The organism is Cellulophaga sp. HaHaR_3_176 (assembly GCF_019021925.1).
Taxonomy (GTDB): Bacteria; Bacteroidota; Bacteroidia; order Flavobacteriales; family Flavobacteriaceae; genus Cellulophaga.
This window is the reverse complement of sequence record NZ_CP058990.1, coordinates 570,903-591,317: the sequence shown is the minus strand read 5'-3', so window position 1 is coordinate 591,317 and position 20,415 is coordinate 570,903. Positions and strand designations below refer to the sequence as shown.

The 20,415-nt window shown below is 31.4% G+C and carries 15 protein-coding genes; 4 read left to right on the top strand and 11 right to left on the bottom strand.

Going from position 1 to position 20,415, the window contains the following annotated elements:
- Nucleotides 1-7: 7 nt before the first annotated feature.
- The 6 genes from mazG to H0I23_RS02585 form a co-directional block, all read right to left on the bottom strand.
- The gene (mazG, locus tag H0I23_RS02610) at nt 8-781 is read right to left on the bottom strand and encodes a nucleoside triphosphate pyrophosphohydrolase (RefSeq protein ID WP_216784917.1); all 774 of its coding nucleotides are present in this window, start codon (nt 779-781) and stop codon (nt 8-10) included.
- Between the two features lie 31 nt (nt 782-812).
- A complete protein-coding gene (locus tag H0I23_RS02605) occupies nt 813-1,754 on the bottom strand; it encodes a nitronate monooxygenase family protein (RefSeq protein WP_216784916.1) in 942 nt (313 codons plus the stop codon).
- A gap of 3 nt (nt 1,755-1,757) precedes the next feature.
- On the bottom strand, nt 1,758-2,948 hold the full coding sequence (gene mnmA / locus H0I23_RS02600; protein WP_216784915.1) for a tRNA 2-thiouridine(34) synthase MnmA: 1,191 nt from the start codon (nt 2,946-2,948) through the stop codon (nt 1,758-1,760).
- 358 nt (nt 2,949-3,306) lie between these two features.
- Entirely contained in the window at nt 3,307-5,160 is a 1,854-nt protein-coding gene (yidC, locus tag H0I23_RS02595) for a membrane protein insertase YidC (protein ID WP_216784914.1), read from the bottom strand.
- A gap of 124 nt (nt 5,161-5,284) precedes the next feature.
- The gene (locus H0I23_RS02590) at nt 5,285-6,898 is read right to left on the bottom strand and encodes a CTP synthase (protein WP_216784913.1); all 1,614 of its coding nucleotides are present in this window, start codon (nt 6,896-6,898) and stop codon (nt 5,285-5,287) included.
- Nucleotides 6,899-6,958: 60 nt separating this feature from the next.
- Nucleotides 6,959-7,192 carry a DUF3820 family protein gene (locus H0I23_RS02585; RefSeq protein WP_216784912.1) on the bottom strand — a complete coding sequence of 78 codons (234 nt, stop codon included), beginning with the start codon at nt 7,190-7,192 and terminating at the stop codon, nt 6,959-6,961.
- A 101-nt stretch (nt 7,193-7,293) separates the two neighbouring features.
- Here H0I23_RS02585 and H0I23_RS02580 point away from each other — a divergent pair, with 101 nt between their 5' ends.
- The gene (locus H0I23_RS02580) at nt 7,294-8,565 is read left to right on the top strand and encodes an MSCRAMM family adhesin SdrC (RefSeq protein ID WP_216784911.1); all 1,272 of its coding nucleotides are present in this window, start codon (nt 7,294-7,296) and stop codon (nt 8,563-8,565) included.
- A gap of 180 nt (nt 8,566-8,745) precedes the next feature.
- Nucleotides 8,746-9,612, top strand: coding sequence for a hydroxypyruvate isomerase family protein (locus tag H0I23_RS02575; RefSeq protein WP_216784910.1), 867 nt, complete (start codon nt 8,746-8,748; stop codon nt 9,610-9,612).
- Between the two features lie 40 nt (nt 9,613-9,652).
- On the opposite strand, the gene H0I23_RS02570 is transcribed toward H0I23_RS02575, so the two are convergent.
- From H0I23_RS02570 to guaA, 3 genes are all read right to left on the bottom strand, one after another.
- A complete protein-coding gene (locus tag H0I23_RS02570) occupies nt 9,653-10,183 on the bottom strand; it encodes a DUF922 domain-containing protein (protein ID WP_216784909.1) in 531 nt (176 codons plus the stop codon).
- 17 nt (nt 10,184-10,200) lie between these two features.
- Entirely contained in the window at nt 10,201-12,366 is a 2,166-nt protein-coding gene (locus H0I23_RS02565) for a LysM peptidoglycan-binding domain-containing protein (protein ID WP_216784908.1), read from the bottom strand.
- A gap of 74 nt (nt 12,367-12,440) precedes the next feature.
- The gene (guaA, locus tag H0I23_RS02560; protein ID WP_216784907.1) at nt 12,441-13,973 is read right to left on the bottom strand and encodes a glutamine-hydrolyzing GMP synthase; all 1,533 of its coding nucleotides are present in this window, start codon (nt 13,971-13,973) and stop codon (nt 12,441-12,443) included.
- A 142-nt stretch (nt 13,974-14,115) separates the two neighbouring features.
- On the opposite strand from guaA, the gene H0I23_RS02555 reads away from it, so the two are divergent.
- The gene (locus tag H0I23_RS02555; RefSeq protein WP_216784906.1) at nt 14,116-14,661 is read left to right on the top strand and encodes a pyridoxamine 5'-phosphate oxidase family protein; all 546 of its coding nucleotides are present in this window, start codon (nt 14,116-14,118) and stop codon (nt 14,659-14,661) included.
- Here H0I23_RS02555 and H0I23_RS02550 read toward each other — a convergent pair.
- Entirely contained in the window at nt 14,658-16,028 is a 1,371-nt protein-coding gene (locus tag H0I23_RS02550; protein WP_216784905.1) for an aminotransferase class V-fold PLP-dependent enzyme, read from the bottom strand. The two genes, H0I23_RS02555 and H0I23_RS02550, sit on opposite strands and share 4 nt — an antisense overlap.
- 71 nt (nt 16,029-16,099) lie before the next feature.
- Complete coding sequence (gene bshC, locus H0I23_RS02545; RefSeq protein ID WP_216784904.1) at nt 16,100-17,701, bottom strand: bacillithiol biosynthesis cysteine-adding enzyme BshC; 1,602 nt, start codon at nt 17,699-17,701, stop codon at nt 16,100-16,102.
- Between the two features lie 226 nt (nt 17,702-17,927).
- Here bshC and H0I23_RS02540 point away from each other — a divergent pair, with 226 nt between their 5' ends.
- Entirely contained in the window at nt 17,928-20,393 is a 2,466-nt protein-coding gene (locus tag H0I23_RS02540; RefSeq protein ID WP_216784903.1) for a M14 family metallopeptidase, read from the top strand.
- Nucleotides 20,394-20,415 lie beyond the last annotated feature (22 nt).

Sequence of the window (20,415 nt, the reverse complement as noted above, 5' to 3'; positions counted from 1 at the left end):
CTGAAAATTAGTTTTTCTTTGCTTCCTCCCAAAAAATATCCATTTCAGCAAGCGTCATATCTTTCAACTCTTTACCTAAGCCCTTGGCTTTAGCTTCTAAATATTGAAACCTACTTATAAATTTTTTATTTGTACGCTCTAGCGCATTTTCAGCATTGATATTTTTATATCTAGCATAATTTATCATAGAGAATAAAACATCACCAAATTCAGCCTCCATAGCATCCGTATCGTTCGCTTCTACTTCTGCTTCGAATTCATTTAGTTCTTCTTGTACTTTTTCCCAAACTTGTTCTGGTTTTTCCCAATCAAAACCTACACCTGAAACTTTCTCTTGTATTCTACTTGCTTTAACTAAAGCTGGCAACCCTTTTGGCACGCCCTCTAAAACACTAGTTTTACCTTCTTTAAGTTTTAGTTTTTCCCAATTTCTTTTTACCTCTTCTTCATCTTTTACTTTTACATCTCCATAAATATGTGGATGTCTATGAATTAGTTTTTCACAAATTTCATTAGCCACGTCTGCGATGTCAAAATCATTTGTTTCGCTTCCTATTTTTGCATAAAAAACAATATGTAAAAGCACATCTCCAAGTTCTTTTTTAACTTCTTCTAAATCGTTATCTAAAATAGCATCTCCTAATTCATAAGTTTCTTCAATAGTTAAATGACGAAGTGTTTGCATAGTTTGCTTCTTATCCCACGGGCACTGAGCTCTTAACTCATCCATTATGGTTAACAATCTATCGAAAGCCTGTAATTGATCTTGGCGTGAGTTCATGTAATTTTAATTTATTAAATGCTATTTTTTACTAAAGCAAAGTAATCATTTGTTTAGCCTTTTCAAACTCTTCTACCATATCAACTATGATATTTCTTGCTGGTTTTATATCATTAATTAATGCTGAAACTTGACCTATTTCTAATTCACCTTCGGTCATATTACCTTCAAACATTCCTTTTTTAGCTCTTGCTCTACCTAATAACGCTATAAGCTCTTCTTTTGTAGCTCCTTTTGTATATAAATTTTGAATGCTATTATAGAATTCGTTTTTAAGTAAACGTACAGGCGCTAATTCTTTTAACGTTAAATGTGTATCACCTTCTACCGCCTCAACTATTTTTTGTTTAAATAATTGATGTGAAGAAGCCTCTTCACTTGCTACAAAACGGCTCCCTACCTGTACCCCATCAGCTCCTAAAACCATAACAGCCAACATAGCACTACCTGTAGCTATACCGCCTGCTGCAATTAAAGGTATTTTTATGTGTTTTTTTATAGATGGTATTAAAGTAAGTGTTGTTGTTTCATCACGCCCATTATGTCCTCCTGCTTCAAAACCTTCTGCTACTATAGCATCTACACCTGCATCTTGAGCTTTTAAAGCAAACTTTAAGCTACTTACTACATGTACTATTATAATGCCTTTCTCTTTTAAAAAAGATGTCCATGTTTTTGGGTTACCTGCAGATGTAAAAACTATTTTCACATTTAATTCTACAATAATATCCATCAATTTATCTAAATCAGGATATAACATTGGAATGTTAACCGCAAATGGTTTATTAGTTGCTTTTTGACATTTTATAATATGCTCTCTCAAAATATCAGGATACATAGAGCCTGCACCAATAACGCCTAATCCGCCAGCATTTGAAACTGCAGAAGCAAGTTTCCAACCACTAGCCCAAATCATTCCTCCTTGAATTATAGGGTACTTAATTTTAAAAAGTTCTGTAATTCTATTTTGCATACGCTAAGAAATAACTCCTGAACCAATCAACTCATCATTTAAATACCAAGCCACAAACTGACCTTCAGTTATTGCTGATTGCTTTTCTACAAAATCTACATATAAACCACCTTCTATTTTATATAATTTTGCTTTCTGTAAATCTTGACGGTATCGTATACGTGCCAAAACCTCCATTGTTTCATCTTCCTTCAATTCTAAATCTTTACGTACCCAATGTAATTCGGCGTCCGTAACAAATAAAGTTCTTCTATAAAGTCCTGGATGATTTTTACCTTGGCCTGTATAAATTACATTCTCATCAACATCTGTCTCAATTACAAATAAAGGTTCTTTGGTACCTCCAACATCTAAACCTCTTCGTTGTCCTTTTGTAAAATAATGAGCCCCTTGATGTTCACCTACTACTTTACCATCTTCTAAATGATAAATTGGCTTTTGAGCAAAATATGCTAATTCTTCATTTTTAGAAGAAAATTCAGAAATGATATTTTGATATGTTTCGATAGTAGAAGGCACTTCTACAATTACACCTTTTTTAGGTTTCAGTTTTTGTTGTAAAAACTCAGGTAAACGTACTTTTCCTATAAAACACAAACCTTGTGAATCTTTTTTATCTGCTGTAATTAAATTATTAGCAGCTGCTATTTCTCGTACTTGAGGTTTCAGTAAATCACCAATTGGAAATAACGTTTTTGATAGCTGTTCTTGCGATAACTGGCATAAAAAATAAGACTGATCTTTATTACCATCTTTACCTGCTAATAGTTGGTATGTTTCCGTACCGTCATCATTCAATATTGTTCCTTTTCTGCAATAATGGCCAGTAGCTACATAATCGGCTCCTAATTGCATTGCAATTTTCATGAAAACATCAAATTTTATTTCACGATTACATAAAACATCAGGGTTAGGTGTTCTGCCTCTTTCATATTCATTAAACATATAATCAACAATACGTTCTTTATAATCCGTACTTAAATCTACGGTTTGAAAAGGAATACCTAATTTATCTGCTACAATCATAGCATCATTACTATCTTCTAACCATGGGCATTCATCAGATATTGTAACAGTATCATCATGCCAATTTTTCATAAAAAGACCTATCACCTCGTAACCCTGCTCTTTTAAAAGATAGGCTGTTACACTCGAATCTACACCACCAGAAAGGCCTACTACAACTTTTTTCATTTACTTAAAATAAGAGTGCAAAAATACAAAATTTAAAAATCAAATACTTTGTCGAACATTATTAAGAACATGACAAAATGAAGTTGAACAAGTATTAAAACAACTTCTTTGTATGATATGATATAACTTGTAATAAATCAAAAAAGAAAAAGGAACGTTAATTGTTAGACAAATTTTCACAAAAACACATAACATCATAAATAAGCTGTTTAATATACAGAAATGAGTACTTAACAACTATTATTATAAAAAACTGTAGTTAAGCCGCATCTTTGAAGTCCCAAATCTTACCAAACTACCTATAAAAAAAGCTCCTTAGTTTTACACTAAGGAGCTTTTTAATTTTATATAATTTATTTTATTTACCTGCCTTTTTTTGAGCTTCTGCTTGCTCCATCATTTCTCGCATTTTACGTTGAAATTTGTTTTCTTTTTTAGGCTTCTTTTTATTTTCCTGTATCTGAGCATGTACTTTAGCATCATCAAGAATAAAGTTTTTAATCGCTAACATAATAAATATAGTAATCAAGTTAGATACAAAATAGTACAAACTCAATCCACTAGCATATGTATTAAAGAAAAATAACATCATTAATGGTGATAGATACATAATAAATTTCATATTAGGCATACCTGGTTGCTGTGTCATATTCTGACCCGTAGTCATCATCATGTAAAAGAATATTGCTATAGATGCTAATATTGGAAATAAACTTACATGATCTCCGTAAAAAGGAATTGTAAAAGGTAATTGTGCGATCGTATCATAAGAAGATAAATCGTCTGCCCATAAAAACGACTTCTGACGTAATGCAAAAGAAGTTGGGAAAAACATAAATAACGAATAGAATATCGGCAACTGTATTAATGCTGGCACACAACCACTAAGCGGGCTTACACCTGCTTTGTTGTTCAGCTTCATCGTTTCTTGCTGTCTTTTCATTTGGTTGTCTTTATACTTCTCATTTATCTCAGCAATTTCAGGTTTTAAAACCTTCATTTTTGCTTGTGATAAGTATGATTTATAAGTAACTGGTGACATTGCTAAACGAACAAGAATAGTCATAATAATAATTGCTATACCTGCAGGAGCAAAACCACTTAAAAAGCTAAATAACGGTGTAAATAAATATCTATTTATTAAACCAAAAATTCCCCATCCAAAAGGTATAGAATCATCTAAACCTATTTCTTTATACTGAGATAGTACTTTTTGATCCGTTGGTCCATAATACCAATTCATATTATATGACAACTCACCACCTTCAATTTTCAAAGGCATTTGAGATTCATATATTTTCATGAATTTTTGAGTATGACTTTCTTCTTTTACTAAATTTTCTGATGTTAATTTAGCTGTTTCAAAAGGTTTTTTTGTTACTAAAATAGAGCTAAAAAAATGCTGTCTGTATGATAACCATCTAACATCTTCTTCTGTTTCTTCATCTTTATCACTAGTATCTGAAAGCTTATCTATTTTACCATCTTCATAGTTATATGTTAACTCAGAATATCGGTTAGAGTACTGAATACTTTTAGAGTGACGAATTGCTTTTAGTTTCCAATCTAAATCAATTGGTTTGCTACTATTTATAACGTTACTCAACCCTTGAGACTTAATAGAGAAATCTACTAAATACTCATCTGGTTTCATTTCATAACGGTATTCTAAATATTGATTCTCAGAAACCTTAGCTTTCATTGAAAGCACTTTATTGCCTCCATTATCACTTAATGATGGCTCAAAGAATAAATCTTTAGTATCTAATACTCTATTATCTGAAGTTGAAAAATTAATACCAAATGATGCATTACCATCTTTTATCAAATAAACCGGTATAGAATCGTATGTTTTAAACTTTTTTAACCTAGCCTCTACAATTTGTCCACCCTTATTGCTTATTTTCATATAAACAAGGTTGTTTTCTAAAACTGTAATTTCATCTGAAGCTTTAGTAAAACCAAAAGCACCTATGGTACTCTTATAATTAGCAACTGCGGTAGAATCTTGAAAATTAACTGTTGCTGGAGATGTTAAATCTTTTTCAACAGGAGCATCTTGTTTTGCTTTTTTGTCTACTAATTCTTGTTTTGCTTTTTCAGCTTCAATCTCTTCATCAGATGGTTGGTTCTGCCACAACATAAAAAGCAGTATTCCAAAAATCAATACAAAACCTATTATCGTATTGGCGTCTATTTTCTTTTCTTCCATTTAAAAAACTATTATCAAATACCTTTTATTATATAAAGGTGTTAAAACCTAAAAGCGTCTATTTTTGTTAATCTTTTACAAAAATAGACCCAATTATTTTTTTATGCCATACTGGCATACTCTATTATTTTTTGTGTTGTAATGCAGCTTTCACAAAGCCCACGAATAAAGGGTGTGGGTTTAAAACAGTACTCTTATATTCTGGGTGGTATTGAACACCAATAAACCAAGGATGTTCTGGTATTTCAACTATTTCAACCAAGCCTGTTTCTTTATTTATACCAGAAGCTACCATTCCAGCTTTCTCAATTTGCTCTTTGTAATCGTTATTAAACTCGTACCTGTGCCTATGACGTTCTGAAATGTCTTTACTATTATTGTACATTTCTTTAACTAAAGAACCTTCTTTAAGCTCACAATCCCATGAACCCAATCGCATTGTCCCTCCTTTATTTGTTACATTTTTCTGTGCTTCCATAAGGTTTATAACAGGGTGCTCAGTACTTTCATTCATTTCAGTAGAAGTAGCATCTGCAAAACCTAATACATTTCTAGAAAACTCTATTACAGCCATTTGCATACCCAAACAAATACCTAAAAACGGCACATTATTTTCTCTTGCAAACTGTACTGCTTTTATTTTACCTTCTATACCTCTTTCCCCAAAACCTGGTGCTACAAGAATAGCATTTAAACCTTTTAATTTTTCTTCAAAATTAGTTCCACTTAAATGCTCTGAATGAATAGAACGAACATTTACTTTTACCTCATTAACAGCACCTGCGTGAATAAAAGATTCTAAAATTGATTTGTATGAATCTTGCAGCTCTACATACTTACCAACTAAACCAATTGTAACCTCATTTTTAGGGTTTTTATGTTTATTTAAAAACACATTCCACTGATCTAAGTTTGGAGAGGTATTATCTGCTAAGTCTAAACGTTGTAATGTTACAGTATCTAGACCTTCTTTTTGCATTAATAAAGGCACATCATAAATTGTAGATGCATCAATAGATTGTATAACGGCTTCTCTTTTTACGTTACAAAAAAGAGCTAGTTTATGTTTAATTTCATCTGAAATTTCATGTTCTGTTCTACAAACTAAAATATCGGCTTTAATACCGCTCTCCATTAAAGTTTTTACAGAGTGTTGTGTAGGTTTTGTTTTTAACTCACCTGCAGCAGATAAATAAGGAACAAGTGTTAAGTGAATAACAATACCATTATTATCTCCTAATTCCCATAACAACTGCCTAACAGCTTCAATATATGGCAAAGACTCTATATCGCCTACGGTACCACCTATTTCTGTAATTACAATATCATAATCACCGCTTTTTCCTAAAATTTGGATACGGTTTTTGATTTCATTTGTGATATGAGGTACTACTTGAACAGTTTTACCCAAAAATTCTCCTCTACGTTCTTTTTCAATAACGCTTTGATAAATTCTACCTGTAGTAACATTATTTGCTTGAGATGTTGTCGAATTTAAAAAACGCTCGTAATGACCAAGATCTAAATCTGTTTCAGCTCCATCATCAGTCACATAACATTCACCATGTTCATATGGGTTTAATGTTCCTGGATCAACGTTGATATATGGATCTAGTTTTTGAATTGTAGTTCTGTAGCCTCTAGCTTGTAATAATTTTGCTAATGATGCTGCAATTATACCCTTACCTAGTGAAGATGTAACCCCACCGGTTACGAAAATATATTTTGTCTGTGACATGTAGCGTTAGGTTGATTTCTTAACGCAAGCAAAAGTACAAATTGCTACAAGATATATAGCCTATTGTTTAGGAAAATCTTTTTGAATTTTCCGAATTAATCCTTCCAATCCATTTATTTTAATTTCTGTCATTGCTTTTAATAGGTTTCCTAGCTTACCCTCTGGAAAACCTTTTTGCTGAAACCATATTAAATATGGCTCTGGCAACTCAACCAAATAGCGACCTTTAAACTTTCCAAAGGGCATTTTATAATGAGCAAGTTCTATAAGTTTATCTGTATCAGGTTTTAGCATGAGTTATCGAAGTCCAAAAATCAATTATAAACGTAAATAAAAGAAATAAAATTAACACAATAGCCTATCGTGCTATAAATCATCTATTAAAACCAACACAATTGAAAACTATTCTTAAAATTTTCCTTGCCCTTTTATTATTAAATTCTTGTTCTGCTGACCGTCAAGACCTTGTCGATGCTATTAACAAACCTGATCCAAACACTTTAGATACAGATGGGGATGGTGTTTTAGATAAAGATGAAAAAACTGATGAAACAGACATAAATGATTTTTGTTCATTTATAGCAAATAGCCAAACTCTTGATGCAACTACAGAATGGGGTGATGCTGATTGTGATGATGATGGTGTTACAAACGCAGTTGAAATAGTTGACGGAACTAATATTAAACTAGCTGATACTGATGATGATGGTGTTGACGATGGAACAGAAAAAGAAGACGGCACTGACCCTACCAAAAAAGATTCTGATAATGATGGTGTTGATGATGGAACAGAAAAAACGGATGGAACAGACCCATTAAAAAGTGATTCTGATACTGACGGTGTAAATGATGGTGTTGAAAAAGAAGATGGCACAAACCCTTTAAATTCAGATAGTGATACCGATGGTGTTACAGACGGAGCAGAAAAAGCAGATGGAACAAACCCATTATTAGCTGATACTGATGGTGATACTATAAATGATGGTATTGAAAAAACGGATGGAACTGACCCATTAAAAATGGATACCGATGGTGATGGTGTTACAGATAACATAGAAAAAACAGATTCAACAAACCCGTTAGATCGTTGTTCTTTTGTTTTAAACAACCAACAACAAACACCCGATACAGCTTGGAATTCAGCTGATTGTGATAATGACGGTGTTTCAAACTCTGCAGAAGTTTTAAACGGAACAAACCCTCTTGTTTTTGATGAAATAAAAATAGTTTCTCCTCTAGTTGGGGTATGGAATTTAGAAAATGCTGAGATAGATAATGGTACTGGTGTTATAAACTACATTGGCCAAACATTCGATTTAACATACACCGCTACATCTTCTAGCGAGAATTTAACTTTAGAGTTTAGCGAAGAACCTAATATTATTACATCAACTGGTAATTATAATACTACTTTAAATTATACTTTTTTAGGTACAGATTACACTGAAGAAGTTACAACAGAAAGTCCTTTTGAAAATGGAACTTGGGAAGTTGTAAATGGTAATATCATTCAAATTACTTCAAATGAAGATGTAAATGGTAATTATACTATTTTAGAAATAAATGATTCAACTCTAATACTAAGCACCGAAATAAATAGAATTGTACCTGCAGGTGGTGTTGATATCGACTCTAGAGGAACTCTTATACTTACATTCTCTAAATAAAAAAAAATTAATTTTAAATAAAAAAAAGCGTTAAAGCATATACTTTAACGCTTTTTTTATTGCTTCTAATAACTAAATAAATTCATTTTAAAAAATTACCTTTAAAGCACACATGAAATTATATTTGATATAAACAATATCAAATATGATTATCTTTTATGGCTTTAAAACAATTTTAAGATGAAAAGAAGAACGTTTATTGGGTCTGCAGCAGCAGCATCTATCGGAGTAGTAGCTTGTAAGAGTACAAATACAAGCAGCACAAATACAAAAGAAATCTTTTCTCTCAAAAACAACATCAACCATAGTGTCTGCCATTGGTGTTTTAAAGATATACCTCTTGAAGACTTTTTAATATACCTAAATGAACTTGGCGTAAAAGCTATTGATTTAATGGGACCTAATGAATGGCCTCTATTGAAGAAATACAATATACACTCTACAATGTGTAATGGAGCTGAAATTAGTTTAACAGAAGGATGGAATGACCCTCAATACCATAATATATTAATAAAAAACTATACTGAAATAATACCTAAGGTAGCCGAAGCAGGTTATACAAACCTAATATGTTTTAGTGGAAACAGGAAAGGTATGGATGACACTATTGGTTTACAAAACTGTATTAACGGTTTAAGCAAAATAATTCCGTTAGCTGAAAAACATGGTGTAGTTATACAAATGGAGCTTTTTAACCAAGTAGACCACCCTGATTATATGTGCGACAAATCTGCTTGGGGAATACAATTATGTGAAGGTTTAAAATCTGAGAATTTTAAACTTCTTTTTGATATTTATCATATGCAAATACAAGAAGGTGATATTATAAGAAGCATTCAAAATAATCACAAATACTTTGGACACTACCATACCGCTGGCGTTCCTGGAAGAAATGAAATTGATGATACTCAGGAATTATATTACCCAGCTATTATGCGTGCTATTTTAGCTACTGGATACACTGGTTATGTTGCTCAAGAGTTTATTCCTAAAAGAGAAAACAAACTAGATTCCTTAAAACAAGGCTTTACAATTTGTGATGTATAATTAATATTTTAGAATAATAAAATATACCTTAACAGGTAATTTAATAAGCTTTTAAAGCTTTTTCAATATTTTTACTCCAAAGAGATTGTTGTTCTCTATTTCGAGAAAAGTTAGTCTCTTTATCATACTGATTTTGAAAATCATTTAATGCAGTATTAATCTCTTGATAAATAACTTTGATTTCATTTTTAGCATCATTTGTAAACTTCTTTTCACTCAATAGTTTACGGAATTTACGAGCATATAGCTCTGTGATATCAAAATGCAATTGCTCATGACCTAGTATAATATCATCACAAACTTCGGGTCTGTACCATGATATATTTGGGTAAAAAAAAGATGTTACTTCGTAATCAATTGCGATTACCTCTCCATTATTCTTGGTAGTAGAAAAACGGTATGTTAAACCACTTGCTGTTACAGCTGCAGCTCTCTGGTTTTGTGGTTCACCTTTAAAATCTTCCCAATTTAACTTTTTATCTGACTCCCAAAGTATTGTTTCATCATCTTGCTCTCCGTCATTAATAACGAAGAGCAAGCTTATGAATATAATAGATTTTAAAAAGCTCAATTATAAAATATTAGTATTTAATTATTTTTCACTTCCTTCACCCACATATCATTATAAGACATTATGTATGAAGCTGTATTATAGTACCCTGCAGATGGCACTTGAATATAATTAAATTTATTATTACTATAAGTTGTTTCTCCAACAAACTTTGAAGCCTCTATTAGGTTATTTTTGTATGCTAACTTCAATAGAACATCAAAAGTAATATCAAAACCTCTACGAGCTAATTTATCAGGAGATTTACCTTTATTCAACCTCTTATAAGCAGCCTCAAAACTATCTTCAGTTTCTTCCCCTTCAACAGATGGGTATGTAAATGATAAATTAGATAAATGTGCGTTATTTATTTTCTGATTATCATACGCTCTTCCTTTTGAGGTTGTAAATAATCTGATTTTAATTTTATCAGTAGCTGATGCGTTTAGTACCGATATAACACTGTTTATTGTATTAAACTGATCTGCCTCTAAGAAAACCCAATTTTCTTCTTTTGAAGATAATAATGCTAGAATTTTATTCTTCATTGAATATTTCTCTATCAACTGAAGTGATTTTGCTGCAGGAAATTGCTCAACAATTAGATCTTTAACACCTTTATGCTCATCATCTGTAATCACAACAATATTTTGTGTGGCTTTGTTCTCTTTCACATACTCAAATATATGATTTCTTAAAACCTCATCAGATGGTACTGTATAAAAAACATTAGATAAACTAATTTCACTTTTAGCTGGTAACGGAGCTATTACAGGTATTTGATTCGCACCTGCTCTAACTGCTACTTCTTGCAAAGAAGCAGAATCTAAAGGGCCAATTATAGCGTTAGCATTCTTTATTTCTGACTTGAACAGTAATTCTTTAGTACGCTCTACACTCTTTTCTGTATCAAAAACAGAAACGTTAACAGATACTCCTAATTTTTTAATAGAATCTAATGCAACAAGTGCACCACTATATAATCCTAAACTATAATTAGCATCTTTCCTTCTATCAACCGACTCAGAAGCTGCTTGCTTATTTTCTACATCAATCTTGTCTAAACGAAAAGGCAACATTATAACTAAATTAGGCTTATTGTCTTTATTTATAGAATTGATCAAATTTATATTTTCTATTACTAAAGAGTTTTTAACTTCGAAATCTCCATCACTACCTTTTGGTAATTTTAAAACCATACCAGCTTTTAAGCCCGATTGTAACTCAGGGTTTAAAGTAATTAGTTCTCTATAAGTAAGTCCTAATTTACGTGTCAAAGAATATTCTGTTTCTTTGTTTTTAACCTCATAAAATATAAAGTTATCAGTATTAACCTTTGTATTAGAAGTTTTCTTTTGCGGTATTCTTATTTCCATACCTTCTTGTAAGCCTAACTCTTTAACTTCTGGATTAAGCGCTTTAATTTCTTTTTCTGTAGCCCCAAACTCTTTCTCTATAGAGTAAAAACCTTTTTTAGGCGGTACCGTATAAGATATGTATAATTGTGTAGTTTGATTTTCTGTTGTACTACCGGCTAACTTAGGTAATCTTAATTTTCTACCAGCAGCAATATTAGTATCATCTTTAGACAGGTCTGAATTTAAAACCAACAAACTATCCATTGTAATTCCATATTTATGAATTATAGACCACCTTGTTTCTTTTGGCTGAACAGTATATACTTCAAAGAAATCTTCGTTAAATGGGTTTTCTTCTGGTTTTACTTTTCTGTATTTAGGAATTTTTAATGTCATTCCTTTTTTTAATTGAACCGAATAAAGCTCTTTATTGTATTTTTTGATAGCATCTTGGCTAACTCCAAATTTTTCAGCTAATCTAAAAAGATTGTCTTTTCTTTTTACTTTATAGGTCTCAAAACCAAATGGTTCTTCTTGAACTACAACAACATCGTTATTGCTTGCTGTAGTTGAGTTTGTATTCTTTACTGTTACATTACCCGCTTCAGTTGCTTTTGCATCTAGCGGAATAACTAATATAGTATTAGGTTTTAATTCATCAGCATTTTTAATTTCTTTATTAAGATTTAAAATACTTTCAGGTGTAACTTTATATTGTCTAGAAAGACTTTGAATAGTTTCTCCTTTTTTTACAGAATGAGTTGTAAATTTTTGTGCAAAAGCAGAAAAGCTAAACAACACTACAAATAGTGTAGTTATATAAAATTGTAATATTGATTTTTTCATTTTCTAAATATCCTTGTTTGTGTTCAAAAAAGATGTTTTTTTAGTTTATCTAAGTATAATATTAGCTAAAGTGACTACTCCCATTCTATTGTTGCTGGTGGTTTAGAGCTAATATCATAAACAACTCTGTTTACACCTCTTACTTTATTAATAATATCATTTGATGTTTTTTGTAAAAACTCATATGGTAAATTTACCCAATCAGCAGTCATACCATCTGTACTTTCTACCGCTCGTAAAGCTACACATTTTTCATACGTTCTCTCATCACCCATAACTCCTACACTATTTACAGGTAAAAGCATTGCTCCTGCTTGCCACACCTTATCGTAAAGTCCAGCATCTTTCAATCCATTTATAAAAATTGCATCTACTTCTTGTAAAATAGCTACTTTTTCTCTTGTTATATCTCCAAGTATTCTAATTGCTAGTCCTGGTCCTGGAAATGGGTGTCTACCTAATAATAAAGGATCTAACCCCATACTTGCTCCAACCCTACGAACCTCATCTTTAAATAACATTCTCAATGGCTCTACAATACTTAATTTCATAAAATCAGGTAAACCACCTACATTATGATGACTTTTAATTGTTGCTGATGGCCCACCTGTTGCCGACACAGATTCGATTACATCGGGATAAATAGTACCTTGTGCTAACCATTTTGCATCTTCTACTAAATGAGATTCATCATCAAAAACTTCAATAAAAACACGACCTATAATTTTACGTTTTTTCTCCGGATCACTTTCACCTGCTAATTCATCCAAAAAGCGTGCCGAAGCATCAACACCTTTTACGTTAAGTCCCATTCCTTCGTATTGTTCTAACACACTCGGAAACTCATTTTTACGCAATAAACCATTATTAACAAATATACAGTGTAGGTTTTTACCAATTGCTTTGTGCAAAAGCATTGCTGCAACTGATGAGTCTACACCTCCTGATAATCCTAAAATAACTTTATCTGTTCCTATTTTTTTCTGTAAATCTGCAACTGTACTTTCTACAAATGAATCTGGAGTCCATGTTTGTGCTACTCCTGCTATATGTACCAAAAAGTTTTCTAGCAATTGTTTTCCGTCAGTAGAATGATAAACCTCAGGGTGAAACTGTATAGCATACGTATCTTCCCCTTCTATTTTATAAGCTGCATTTTCAACGTCGTGAGTACTTGCTAATTTAACTGCGTTTGTTGGCAATGTTTTTATAGTATCTGAATGACTCATCCATACTTGACTACCTTCACTTACGTTTTCAAAAAAAGCTTCCTCTGGTTTTACAAATGATAAATTTGCTCTACCATACTCCCTTGTATTTGAAGGAGCTACTTCTCCTCCTTTAAAATGTGCTAAATATTGAGCACCATAACATACTGCCAAAAGAGGCTTTTCACCTTGTATTTGAGACAAATCAGGATGAGGAGCATCTTCTGCTCTTACCGAAAACGGCGAACCAGAAAGTATTACTGCTTTATAAATTGATAAATCTTCTGGAAGTTTATTGTAAGGCTTAATCTCACAAAAAATATTAAGCTCTCTAACTCTTCTTGCGATAAGTTGTGTGTACTGAGAACCAAAATCTAAAATCAGGACGTTATTTTGCATCCGCAAAAATAGTAAAATGATAATTTTACAAAAGCTTCTTTTACTTATATTTATTAAATATTTTAAGTTTTTTACATTACACTATTTCATTTGTTTTAAAAACGCCCTTTTTACTTCATTTTGGATCAAAAATTGAAAGAATATGACTACAAATATATTTAAAGAACTAAAAAAGGAATTACAAGACGGGCTTACCCAAAAAGAACATCCTTTTAAATACTTTACACTAGCCACTGTTGGCTTAGACCATGTAGCTAGACTTAGGTCTATAGTCTTACGAGAGTTCTCTGATGATTTTAAAATTACTTTTTTTACTGATAAAAGATCAAAAAAAGTAATTCACATCAAAGAAAACAATAAAGTAAGCCTCCTGTTTTTTCATCCTCAAAAAATGATTCAATTAAAAATTGAAGGAATCGCGACTATAATTAAAGATGATAAAATTTTAGAAGCCTATTGGAAAAGAACTCCTGATCATCTAAAAAAAGATTATACGACGACATCTGCACCAGGCAGTGCTATTTCAGATAATACAAATATTGAATATTTAACAAACGAAAACCATTTCTGCCTTGTATCTATCGAAGCTAAAAAAATTGAATATCTTAAAATAACAAAACCTAACCATTTAAAAATAAGGTACTCTAAAGAAAACAATAAATGGAATGGGGAGTTTTTAGTACCTTAATGCATCGTATCTAAAATAGCAATAATATCTTCATCTGTAGTATCTGGGTTGATAAAACAAAAGCGAGCTACAGTTTCAAATTCTGTTCCTTGCTTCCATTTTGTTGGAGTTACTAAAGCAAAGCCTTTTTTATGGTTTTCATAAGTCCAATTCCTGTAATCATCAGGAGACCAGCCTTTTCGTCTAAAAAGAACACAAGACAAACTAGGGTCTCTAACCAACTCTACGTGTTCATTTTTAGTTATCAATTCGCCCGCTGTATTCGCTAGTGTAATACCACGTTCTACAGCCCATTTATATTTATCAACACCATGCATAGCTAATGAAAACCACAATGGTAAGCCTCTTAACCTACGTGTAAGCTGTATTTGGTAATCTGAAGGATTAAAACCATGAGCTCCTTCATCTTTAAAAATTTCTAAATAAGAGCCTTCTTGTGAATGTGCTGCCTTTGCTATTTCAGGGTTTTTATATAAAATTGCACCACAATCGTATGGTGAAAACAACCATTTGTGAGGATCAATAGTGATACTATCTGCTTTTTCTATACCATTAAATAAATGCCTAACTGAATCAGCTAATAAAGCACCACCACCATAAGCTCCATCTACATGAAACCAATATTTATTACTAATACAAAAGTCTGCAATACCTTCCAAATCATCAATTATACCTGCATTTGTTGTTCCTGCTGTTGCTACAATTGCAAATATTCTATTTCTCTTTTCGTCTGGTAACTTACTAACAAAAGTACTTAGGTCAGTTCCATACATTTTTTCTTCAGAAGGTACTAACACTATTTCAGCGTCCATAACTTTTGCCATTGCTTTTACAGAAGAATGTGCACCTATTGAAGCTACTATAACTCCTCTTTTTTCAATATTTTCAGGGTTTTGCCTCCAATTTTCACGAGCAGCTACCATTGCAGATAGGTTTGCAGCAGTACCTCCACTTGTAAATACCCCAAAAGATCCCTCTGGCATACCTGTTAATGAAACCAACCAATGCATCGCTTCATTTTCACAAAAAATACCCCCTGCACCTTCCATCCAATAAGCTCCATGAATACTTGAAGCTGACGTTACCAAATCGAACATAATTGCAGCTCTGGTAGGTGATGCTGGCACAAAGGCTAAATGCCTAGGATGATCAATTGGCACAGTTGCTTTTACTAAAACATCACGAAATAATTGAAATGCTTTCTCTCCTCCAATACCTGCAGAAGTAATTGTTTCTCCTACTAGAACTTTTAATTCTTCTTCCTTTTTTGGTTGCCCCAATTCGGGCAATGTTTTCGTAATACGATTTATAACATATTTCATGACATCCAGTGTCATTTCTACAAGTTCTATATCTATTTTATGCATTGCAAAGGTATAAGTAATGGTTATAAACGGAGATTGTGTTTTATTAAAAATTAGCTGTATCTAATTAATAATTAAAATGTTATAACTTTAAAATTTTTAGATAATGGTTTTAAGTTCGCTACTAAAGCAGGTATAAGCTCTTCTCCATATTCCAAATAAAATTCTGAAAAGTTAGCTTGCCTTTCTTGTAATGATTGGTTAGGAAATAATTCGTTTTGAATTTCTGTTATTCGAATAACATGATCTTTTAATTTTCGTTTTTGAGCTTTTAAAAGTCTTTTTTCTAAAGCATCTAGTCCTTTTAACTGTTTTACTTCCTGAGCTTTTACCGCTCCGAGAAAAGATTTATCAGTTTGTTCCGCCAACACATAAAGACCTTTAAATTGATTTTGAAGATGTTCTTTTTGATCTTTGAAATCAATATCTATATTCGATATTTCTCTAATTTTTTTGTTTATAAACGTATTTTGTTTTAAAAATAAGTGTTCTATTTTAAGATCTAATTTTTCTAATTTTTCCTGTTGCTTTTCCTTAACTATTAAAGCAGAATTGCGTAATAACAACATTGGAAAAGTAATATTCACTGCCTCAAAATAAGCTTTAAGCTCTAACCAATATGCCAACTCTCCACCACCACCAATATAACATAGGTTTGGTAAAATAACTTCTTGATATAAAGGTCTACAAACTACATTTGGAGAAAAGCGTTCAGGGTGCTGTTCTAATTCTGTAAGCATCTCTTCTTTAGAAAACTTAAGCGTAGTATCGTTTATAAAAAACATACCATCTTTTTCTATAATACGCTCTCTAACACCATCAATTAAATAAAAATAATTTATCTCTCTTGGGTTTACTTGAATTGCGTAGTTTTCTGGTAAATCATTTAACTTTTCGATACTCTGTGTAACAGTTTTAAAAGATTTCTCTTCTAACAGATCTAATTTTACAAAGGGTATTAATAATTGTTTTAAACTAGTATCGTCACCATCAACAATAACCAATCCGTATTCTTTAAATAATTCGTTTGCTAAATACCTTGTTGCATCAGTAAGGTTATCGTTATTTAAATATGCTTTTTTAAATAAGTCTTTTAAAAATTCTGCATTTTGACTACCACCTAATTCAGCTGATAAAGTTTCACTTAAAATATCTAATCCTTCTGTATTTAATCTTCCTACTCCCCCAGAAGCCTCTTTATTCCATTGTATTTTTTTACCATTAAGGTTGAAGTAATTAATTTCATCAAAATCATGGTCTTCAGTAGCCATCCAATACACTGGTACAAAATCATAATCAGGGTGTTTGTTTTTCAACTCCTTAGCCAAGTTTATAGTTGAAATAATTTTATAAAGAAAATACAAAGGCCCTGTAAATAAATTTAATTGATGTCCAGTAACTATAGTAAATGTATTTTCGTTTTTTAAAAGTGTAATGTTATCTTGAGTGTACGTACTTATATCAACTCTAGAATATTGTTTTTGCAAAGCATCACTAAGAACTACTCTATTTGATACCGAAAAATTATTTTGCTTTTCTTTTATTTGTGCCTCAAAGTTTTCAATAGATGGAAAACGGTTATAAAAAGGTATCAAGTTATTCTTCTCTTCTAAATAATCACACATTAACTTAGAAAAATAACCCGTTTTCACATAGGGGATTTCATCAATCTTCATCTATTTAATTTTATATTTTTTTAGGTTTTATACAATCAAATGTTATCCTTTTCAAGGTATAATACTCTAAATTTAAAAGCTTTTGTAAAGATAGAATTCTAGAATTCTATCAAATACTAAAAATACGTTAAGATGTTAAATCTATTGCACAAAAAACAAATTAAAAATCAGTACAATCTGATTAAGTTTTTATTATTAGATTTGAATATAATCAAACAACATTTTTATGAAAAAAATTTTAGTCGCATTCATTTTTATTTCTTACACGTTTATAAGTGCTCAACAAGTAAAATCGCCTTCAGAATTTTTAGGGTATGAATTAGGCACTGAATTTACCAGGCATCATGAAGTTGTAGATTATTATGAATACTTAGCAAAAGAAGTTTCTGATAATATAAAGCTAAGTACTTACGGTAAAACAAACGAAAGAAGACCACTACTACTAGCTTATATTTCATCTGCAAAAAATATTAAAAATTTAGAAGCCATACGATCTGAGCATCTAAAAAGTACTAAAGGAGAAGGTAATTCTGAAATTGCAATTGTTTGGCTAAGCTATAATGTACATGGTAATGAAAGTGTAAGCACTGAAGCTTCTATGAAAACCATATATGAACTATTAACTAAAAAGTCTGATTATTTAGAGAATACAGTAGTTATTATCGACCCATGTATTAACCCTGATGGTAGAGATCGATATGTAAACTGGTATAATGAAAATAAAAATACTCCATTTACTGCCGACCCAAATAGTAAAGAACATAACGAGGGATGGTTAAACGGTAGAGCAAATCACTATATGTTTGATTTAAATAGAGATTGGGCTTGGCTAACACAAATTGAAAGTCAACAACGACTAAAAGCATATAATAATTGGTTACCACACATACATGTAGATTTTCATGAGCAAGGTGTAGATTCTCCTTATTATTTTGCTCCTGCTGCTGAACCTTTTCATGAGGTAATTACAAATTTCCAAAGAGACTTTCAAGTAACAATAGGTAAAAACCATGCTAAATATTTTGATGAAAACGGCTGGTTTTATTTCACTAAAGAAGTTTTTGATTTATTCTACCCTAGTTATGGTGACACATACCCCTTGTATAACGGTGCTATAGGAATGACATATGAACAAGGTGGAAGCGGAAGAGCAGGCTTAGGCATTCTTACAAAAGCAGGTGACACATTAACATTAAAAGACAGATTAGAACATCACTTCACGACAGGAATTTCAACTGTTGAAATTGCTTCTGGAAATTCTAAAAAATTAAATACTGAATTTAAGAAATTCTACACCAATAAAAATTTCAAATATAAAAGCTATGTTTTAAACGCTGATATTGACAAAATTAACGCACTTACAAGTTTACTTGATAAGCATGAAATAGAATACGGTTGGGCATCAAATAGCACGAGTAAAGGTTTAGATTATAAGACTCAAAAAATAAAAACTATAAAAACTACTCCTAATACACTAGTAGTTTCTACAGACCAAATTAAAGGTACTTTAGTAAAAGTACTTTTTGAACCTAATGCTAAGTTAACAGACTCTTTAACTTACGATATAACAGCATGGTCTTTACCTTATGCTTATGGTTTAGATGCTGTTGCTTCTGAAAACAATGTAGCTAGCACTAAAACTAATGCATCTAAAAATACTGTCACTAACATACCTTTAATCAGCAATAATAAAGCATATGCCTATATAAAAGATTGGAATAGCATGGAAGATGCTCGATTTTTAGCTGAACTTTTAAAAGAAAAAATAAAAGTACGTTATACAGAAAAGCCTTTTAATATTGATAATAAGAAGTACGAAAGAGGAAGCTTAATCATCACAAAAAAAGATAATGAACATTTAAAAGATTTTATTAAAATACTAAACAAAGTTCAAGAAAAAGAAAATGCATCATTAACTGCTGTAAAAACAGGTTTTGTTGATGAAGGCAATGATTTAGGAGCAAGCTCTGTAAAGCTTATAAAAAACAGCAAAATTGCTGTTTTATCAGGCAGCCCAACAAGTACCTTACAATTTGGTGAAATTTGGCATTTTTTCGAACAACAACTACAATACCCTATAACTGTATTACATGATTCTAAATTAAGTAAAAGTGAGCTTGAAGATTATGATGTTTTAATTTTACCTGACGGATGGTATAGTCGTTTTTTAGATTCTGACAAACAAAATAAACTTTCAGAATGGGTTAAAAGTGGTGGTAAATTAATTGCCATGGGTGGCGCTGTTAAAGGTTTAGAAGGCACAGAAGGGTTTTCTATTAAAACCAAAGTAAAAGAAAAAGACTCTACCAAAACTATAGACTTAAGCACTTTTGAAACCTCTGAAAGAGATGCAATAAAAAATTTAATAACTGGAGCTATATTTGAAACTAAAGTGGATAATACACACCCACTTGCTTTTGGTTATGACGATAACTACTTTACTCTAAAGTTAGGAAGTGATTCTTTTAATTATTTAAAAGAAGGTACCGTTACCTATATTGAAAATAACAACACTCCTGTTGCTGGTTTTGCTGGTAGTGAAGCTAAAAAAGAGATAGCAAAAACAATGATATTTGGTGTTGAAGATATTGGCAATGGTCAAGTAATTTACATGGTAGACAACCCTTTATTTAGAGGTTTCTGGGAAAATGGAAAGTTGTTTTTTGCAAATGCTTTGTTTATGGTTAACTAATAACTATTAAAATATTAAATAA

What these genes read in the sequence shown, in the direction of transcription:
- H0I23_RS02590 (WP_216784913.1), bottom strand. Translation starts at nt 6,898, where the DNA reads ATGTCACAGACAAAATATATTTTCGTAACCGGTGGGGTTACATCTTCA.
- H0I23_RS02555 (WP_216784906.1), top strand. Translation starts at nt 14,116, where the DNA reads ATGACTACAAATATATTTAAAGAACTAAAAAAGGAATTACAAGACGGG.
- H0I23_RS02550 (WP_216784905.1), bottom strand. Translation starts at nt 16,028, where the DNA reads ATGCATAAAATAGATATAGAACTTGTAGAAATGACACTGGATGTCATG.
- H0I23_RS02585 (WP_216784912.1), bottom strand. Translation starts at nt 7,192, where the DNA reads ATGCTAAAACCTGATACAGATAAACTTATAGAACTTGCTCATTATAAA.
- H0I23_RS02540 (WP_216784903.1), top strand. Translation starts at nt 17,928, where the DNA reads ATGAAAAAAATTTTAGTCGCATTCATTTTTATTTCTTACACGTTTATA.
- mnmA (WP_216784915.1), bottom strand. Translation starts at nt 2,948, where the DNA reads ATGAAAAAAGTTGTAGTAGGCCTTTCTGGTGGTGTAGATTCGAGTGTA.
- yidC (WP_216784914.1), bottom strand. Translation starts at nt 5,160, where the DNA reads ATGGAAGAAAAGAAAATAGACGCCAATACGATAATAGGTTTTGTATTG.
- mazG (WP_216784917.1), bottom strand. Translation starts at nt 781, where the DNA reads ATGAACTCACGCCAAGATCAATTACAGGCTTTCGATAGATTGTTAACC.
- bshC (WP_216784904.1), bottom strand. Translation starts at nt 17,701, where the DNA reads ATGAAGATTGATGAAATCCCCTATGTGAAAACGGGTTATTTTTCTAAG.
- H0I23_RS02565 (WP_216784908.1), bottom strand. Translation starts at nt 12,366, where the DNA reads ATGAAAAAATCAATATTACAATTTTATATAACTACACTATTTGTAGTG.
- H0I23_RS02605 (WP_216784916.1), bottom strand. Translation starts at nt 1,754, where the DNA reads ATGCAAAATAGAATTACAGAACTTTTTAAAATTAAGTACCCTATAATT.
- guaA (WP_216784907.1), bottom strand. Translation starts at nt 13,973, where the DNA reads ATGCAAAATAACGTCCTGATTTTAGATTTTGGTTCTCAGTACACACAA.
- H0I23_RS02575 (WP_216784910.1), top strand. Translation starts at nt 8,746, where the DNA reads ATGAAAAGAAGAACGTTTATTGGGTCTGCAGCAGCAGCATCTATCGGA.